At 45.9% G+C, this 6,409-nt stretch carries 3 protein-coding genes; 2 read left to right on the plus strand and 1 reads right to left on the minus strand.

What is annotated here, in order from left to right:
- Positions 1–108: 108 nt before the first annotated feature.
- A complete protein-coding gene (locus ACO1R6_RS13330; protein WP_486265355.1) occupies positions 109–1,002 on the minus strand; it encodes an NAD(P)/FAD-dependent oxidoreductase in 894 nt (297 codons plus the stop codon).
- A 626-nt stretch (positions 1,003–1,628) separates the two neighbouring features.
- On the opposite strand from ACO1R6_RS13330, the gene ACO1R6_RS13335 reads away from it, so the two are divergent.
- Entirely contained in the window at positions 1,629–4,421 is a 2,793-nt protein-coding gene (locus tag ACO1R6_RS13335) for a TonB-dependent receptor (protein WP_486265356.1), read from the plus strand.
- A 48-nt stretch (positions 4,422–4,469) separates the two neighbouring features.
- Positions 4,470–5,939, plus strand: coding sequence for an SGNH/GDSL hydrolase family protein (locus ACO1R6_RS13340; RefSeq protein ID WP_486265357.1), 1,470 nt, complete (start codon positions 4,470–4,472; stop codon positions 5,937–5,939).
- The last annotated feature ends 470 nt before the right edge of the window (positions 5,940–6,409 follow it).

Raw genomic sequence — 6,409 nt, forward strand, 5'->3', positions numbered from 1 at the left:
ACTTTATTTTGGATAAATATTTATAAACACAGCCTGACCAGCCGTTAATACTATTAGGTAATATTTACAAGCTCTTTAGTATAAACCTCTGCTAAACCTGAATTGCTTTTACAACCTGAATTCTTCCTGCAACTCTTTGTTAATCATTACGCCGGCTTTGGTTCCTTCGGCGGCGGCCACAATTACCAATTGCATATCGCGGGCAGCATCGCCGGCTACGTACAAGCCTTTAATATTGGTTTGTTGCTGGTTATACGTCCGGATTACGCCTTTGCTGGTAAAATCACAGGCCAGTTGCTTACCCAAATCGGTTTTCTGGTCTTGGCCGGTGGTAAAGAAAATAGCATCGCAGGCTACACTGGCACCGCCAGCCAATATTACCCGCTGCAGCCGGGAACCCTCACCTTCTAACTTTTCGATAGGGGCGGTTACAATTTTAATTTTATTTCGTTCGAGTAACTGCACGTCGGCGGGGCGTAAGCGCCGGGTACCATCGGTAAACAAGGTAACATTGCTGCTCCAGGTTTTTAAAGATAACGACGAGCCTACCGCATCGCGGTTTTTGCCGTACGCGCCCAAAGCGGTATTTTTATGTTCCCAGCCGTCGCAGTAGGGGCAATGGTGTATGCTTTTGCCGTTAAAAGCCTCGGCCCCCGGAATCTGAGGCCAGCGATCTTTTATACCCGTAGCCAAAAGTAACTTTCGCGATAAATAAACCTGGTTGTCGCTGTCGGTTACTTCAAAAAAACTACCGCTACAGCGGGCACTCACCACTTCTTTTTGCTTTAGTTCAAAATCATACTTTTCTAAATCCTGGTGCGCCAGCTTAATAAATTCGCGGGGGTTTACCCCATCGCGCGATAAGTAAGCGTGCATGGCATCGGACCAGGCATTGCGGTAAACACCACTATCGAATAAAAGAATTTTGCGCATGCACCGGCCCAGCAGTAAAGCTGCACTTAAACCGGCCGGGCCGCCACCCACTATCGTTACGTCGTACATTGTCTTCTAAATTAATGCTATGACTTAACGTTATTCTCCGGATTTTGATAAAATAATTTTTAATAATCTCGGCACTTTTGCCTTTAATGGGCTGGTATGTGGTTCGCTGGGTTTTGTATTGGATGTGCAGTAACCAGCAGAATAATGATTTTTTACAGCGGGGTGCACAAAGCCTTTAGGTAAGAACAAACTTAATGTAAATAAATGTGCGTATGTAAACTGTTGTATATTAAACATTTAATTAGTGGTTGAGCCCGGTTGGCGAGGCTATGAGGGAAGCAGGCTTTTAAGATTGAGTCTTAATAAAGGCGGCAGTTTTGGGGCAAGTTTTTAACCGCCGGCACGCGGGCTAAAATACATCTATGAGAAGAATATCTTTTTTGACTTAACAGAACTGATATTTTATTTGTCTATTCACGGTATAGTTCTAAATTATATATTTAGCTTTCATTTTTTTAAAGAGCAGCAATATTGGCAAACAGAAATATTTATTTAAAGTCAGAAAGCCGGATATACCAAGCAGACTTAAATAAAATAAAATGGTGCAGGATTATCTTTTCTTTATCTTTATCCTTAAATTAGTAAAACTGATTCCGGAAAAAATTAAATTTAATGATTAGGCTTTTATGTTGAAAAAATTACCAAAACCACCACAAATTTTTTACCTTTTATTTGCCTGGTTACTGTTAGCGGGTTTACCGGGTTTTGCCCAAACCGGCGTTACCGTTGCTGGTCGGGTAATAGATGCCCAAACCAATGAGCCATTAACCGGCGTAAATATTTACGTTAAGGGCAAGGTAATTGGCACCACGACCGACAACCGCGGAAATTATTCGCTTACCACAGTTACTGCCCCACCGTTTAACCTGGTATTTTCTTACGTGGGTTTCCAAACGCAGGAATTTAACATAACCGGCAGCCGCTCCGACCTGAATGTAACCATAAGCGAAATATCGGCTTTGGGGCAGGAAGTAGTGGTAACCGCCTCGCGGGTAGAAGAAAATATTATGCGGTCGCCGGTAAGTATTGAAAAAATGGATATTCTGGCAATCCGGGAAACGCCTTCGGCTAGTTTTTACGATGGTTTACAGAACCTGAAACAAGTAGACGTGGTAGCCAGCAGCATGGGTTTTAAAGTGATTAATACCCGCGGTTTTAACGGTACCAACAATCCGCGCATGGTGCAGTTTATCGATGGTGTAGATAACCAGGCTCCGGGGCTAAATTTCCCGACCGGTAACATGACTGGCTTATCAGATTTAGATGCCCATAGTGTAGAAATAGTGCCGGGGGCAGCATCGGCATTGTATGGCCCCAATGCGTTTAACGGCGTTATTTCCATGACCAGCAAAAGTCCGTTTGAGTTTCAGGGATTAAGTGCCATGGCCAAAATAGGTGTAAACCACATTAACAGTTCGGATGCAGATGTTAGCCCCATGTATGATTTCCAGGTCCGTTACGCCAAAGCTTTCCGGAACCGGTTTGCTTTTAAAGTAAACCTGGCTTATACCAAAGCGTTGGATTGGCATGCTTCGAGCACCGAAAACGTGGATCCCTTAACCTACGCATCTTTGCGCAACGACCCCAACAACCCGGCTTACAATGCCCTGAATATATACGGCGATGAGGCTGTAACCAGCTTACCCATTGGCGCAGGCGGTGCCCCGGTACGGGTAGCCCGCACCGGTTACCTCGAAAAAGATCTTGTGGACTACAATACTTATAGCGTTAAAGGCGATGTAGCCCTGCATTACCGGATAACCGAAGGCATAGAGGCCATTTACCACTACAAATACGGCCAGGGCACGGCGGTTTACCAGGCTGGCAACCGGTATTCGCTTAAAGATTTTGTGTTGCAGCAGCATAAAGCAGAGCTAAGAGGAGCCAACTTTTTCCTGCGCGCGTACGCAACCCTCGAAGATGCCGGCGAATCTTACGATTCGCGCTTTCTGGGACTTAACCTGAACCGGACCTGGAAAAGCGATGCCCAGTGGTTTCAGGAGTATGCCGGTGCTTACACGGGGCAGGTGCCTGGCGTTAACGGGGGTAACCACAGTGTAGCCCGTACCTTTGCCGACCGCAACCGGTTTTTACCCGGCAGTGCTGCTTTCGACAGGGCAAAAGATTCGATAACAGCTGTTCCTATTTCCAGGAGAGGCGCCCTTTTTGTAGATGAAACCAAAATGTACCATACCGAGGGCCAGTACGATTTTAGCAAATGGACGGGCAAATGGGTAGATGTGCAGGTGGGTGGTAACTACCGTTTATACGATTTAAATTCTAACGGTACTATTTTTAGCGATACCACCGGCAACGATATTACCATTTACGAATACGGGGCTTATGTGCAGGCCATTAAAAACCTGATGGACGAGCGGTTAAAAATTACAGGTTCGTTGCGCTACGATAAAAACGAGAATTTTAAAGGCAGGATTACGCCCCGGGCTTCGGCGGTATTTACCGTTGCCGAAAACCACCACTTGCGGGCTTCTTTCCAAACTGGCTTCCGTAACCCGGCCACACAGGACCAATTTATTTTTCTGAATATTGGGCAAGCTATTTTGGTGGGCGGGGTACCCGAAAACAGCCGCGGCTTAAGGCTCTACGGACCGGAATCTAATACGCTGTTGTTGTCGTCGGTGCAGGCTTTTGGCGCCAAAGTAGCGGCCGATGTGGCCACTGGTACCAATTCGTCGCGGGCGGTAGTTGAAAACGCCGGTTTATTAAAAGCCGGCAATGTTGCTTACGTAAAACCAGAGCAGGTAAAGTCTTACGAAATAGGCTACCGCGGCCTTACTGCCGATAAAAAATTATTATTTGATGCCAATTATTACTACAGCACCTACAAAAATTTTATTTTAAATGCTACCGTAGTGCAAACCCCCAGCGATGCCCGTACTAATTTACCAGGGGCTGCCTTTGATATCGCCACCAGCCGCTTTCAGCCGTACCAGCTTTACTCCAACGCAACCGAAGAAGTATCGGCACAAGGCGCCAGTCTGGGTTTAACTTACTCTTTGCCCAAAGGTTTTACCGTGGGGGGCAATGCCAACTGGAATAAATTAGCCTTGGAAGATGTAAGCGAGCCCGACCAGATTGCCGCGTTTAATACGCCCGAATGGAAGTTTAACTTAACCGCCGGTAACCGCAATGTTTACCATAACCTAGGCTTTAGCGTTGCCTACCGCTGGTCCGATGATTATAATTGGCAGCAATCTTTTATTTCGGGTATTAACGATGCAATTGTACCATCCTTCTCTACCCTTGATGCCCAGGTAAGCCTTAAAATGCCGAAGCTTAAATCTATGTTAAAAGTAGGTGGCTCTAATATTACCAACCAGCGGTACCGGCAAATTTACGGCGGGCCTACCGTGGGGGCCATTTACTACGTGTCGCTTACCTTCGATGAATTATTATAACAAGCCGGAACCACAATAATCATGATAGTTGCCCATAAGAATATCTCCATGAAAAATATTAGGTTAATATTATCGGCTTTAGCCATTGCCGGAACCTTAAATGCCTGTACTTATACACCTCCCGAACCGCCCGAAGACCCAACCAATCCGCGTACACCGCCCGTGGCCGGCAATGCCGATTTCTCGAAATACGTAGCGGTAGGTAACTCTATTACGGCTGGCTTTATGGACAACGCCTTGTACCTGGAAGGGCAGCAAAATGCCTACCCGGTTATATTGGGCGAGCGGATGAAATTTGTAAACAACAATGCGCCTTTTAATATTCCGGCATTTGGTACCGCCGGTGGCAATGGGTATAGTGGTACTGTGGTAGCGGGAATTCCTCTTGGCCGGTATAAATTTATTTTACCCACCTGTGCTACCGACCCGGCTCAAACCAAAAAGCTGGGCATGACACCCGGGCCCACCATTCCCGGCGAAGCCCTGGCGGCATTTGGTGGCAATAAAGCCGAGCTAAATAATTTTGGGGTTACCGGAGCCAAAAGTTTCCATGCCCTAGTAGCCGGGTACGGGCAACTCAATCCATTTTTTGGCCGTTTTGCTTCGGGTACTACGGCCAGTATGCTCTCCGATGCGGTAGCCGCTAAAGGTACTTTTTTTACCTACTGGCTGGGTAATAACGATATATTAGCTTATGCCATTTCCGGGGGCAGCGGCAACCCTAATCCTGGAACAAACCCGTTGCTGTACGGTACCAATGATATTACGCCCACCGCCGTATTTGCCGCTACGCTTAAATCATCAATCGATGCCTTGCTCTCTACGGGTAATAATACAAAAGGGGCTATTGCCAATATTCCGAATGTAGCCAGATTGCCTTTTTTTCAGGTAGTAAATGCCGGGCTTACCGCTGGTGGGGCTAATGCACCTATCCCATTTAGTTTAACGGCCATTCAGGCCAACGCGCTTAATACGGCTTATGCCCAGCAAGGTCCCGCTGCGGCGCGGGTAAATTTCCGGGAAGGCAAAGTAAATTACCCGGTAATTATTACCGCAACCGGTTTACGCCACATGGACCCTACCAAAGATTTCCTGACTTTGCTCACGCCCCAGGATAATTTATTGGCGGGCCCCATTAGCGACTGCAATCAGGCGCCACGGGGCGGGTGGGGTATAAGTGTGCCCATCCCGAACCAGTACGTCCTCGACGAAGCGGAACCCGCCATTATAGCAGCGCGGGTAACCGATTATAACAATGTTATTCAGCAGGAGGTAGCCTCGCGCAATGGCCGGGTAGCGCTGGTAAATATTAATGTTGCTTTGGCCGGCTTAGATGCTACAACTAATTCTATTGCACCACCGGCGGGCTTGTTTTCTTTAGATGGAGTACACCCTAATCCGCGCGGCCAGGCCCTGATTGCAAATGAATTTATCAAAGCCATAAACGCAGCTTTTGGGTCTACTTTGCCCCCGGTTAATACTAATAATTACCGCATCAACCCTTTGCCCGGCCAATAAATTTAAAGGGCTTAATAAAAGTAAAAAGACTGCTCTAAAGGCGGTCTTTTTGCTTTTAAAAACTTGCTCAACCAGAATAGCAGCTTGCCCCATTAAATTAGGGGTAAACCTGCATTAAAAATAATTGATTGATTTGTAGTTGTTTATCGTATATTTATGCCAGTTATTTGTAACCCACACAATTTACAGCGGAGCTTTCCTGTTTTACTGAAAGAAAATGAATTACGCCGGTTAAAAGTGAAATTGGCTGGTCACCGGCCTTTGTTTAGGTATTATCGGCTTTAATTTTGAGTACCGATAATTATCTCGGTAAAATGTTTTACTACTTTTGTTCTATTAATATTAACTAATTCTAATTAAATTTTTTTATTATGAAAAATTACAGTGCCTTAATTTTCTTATTTGTTTTAACCTTTTTAACGGCCAGCTGTGATAAAGATGATGATCCCACCAAAGAAGAACGTTTAAGA

The organism is Adhaeribacter sp. (genome assembly GCF_057359045.1).

Coding starts and splice junctions, on each gene's coding strand:
- ACO1R6_RS13330 (WP_486265355.1), bottom strand. CDS start 1,002: ATGTACGACGTAACGATAGTGGGTGGCGGCCCGGCCGGTTTAAGTGCA.
- ACO1R6_RS13340 (WP_486265357.1), top strand. CDS start 4,470: ATGAAAAATATTAGGTTAATATTATCGGCTTTAGCCATTGCCGGAACC.
- ACO1R6_RS13335 (WP_486265356.1), top strand. CDS start 1,629: ATGTTGAAAAAATTACCAAAACCACCACAAATTTTTTACCTTTTATTT.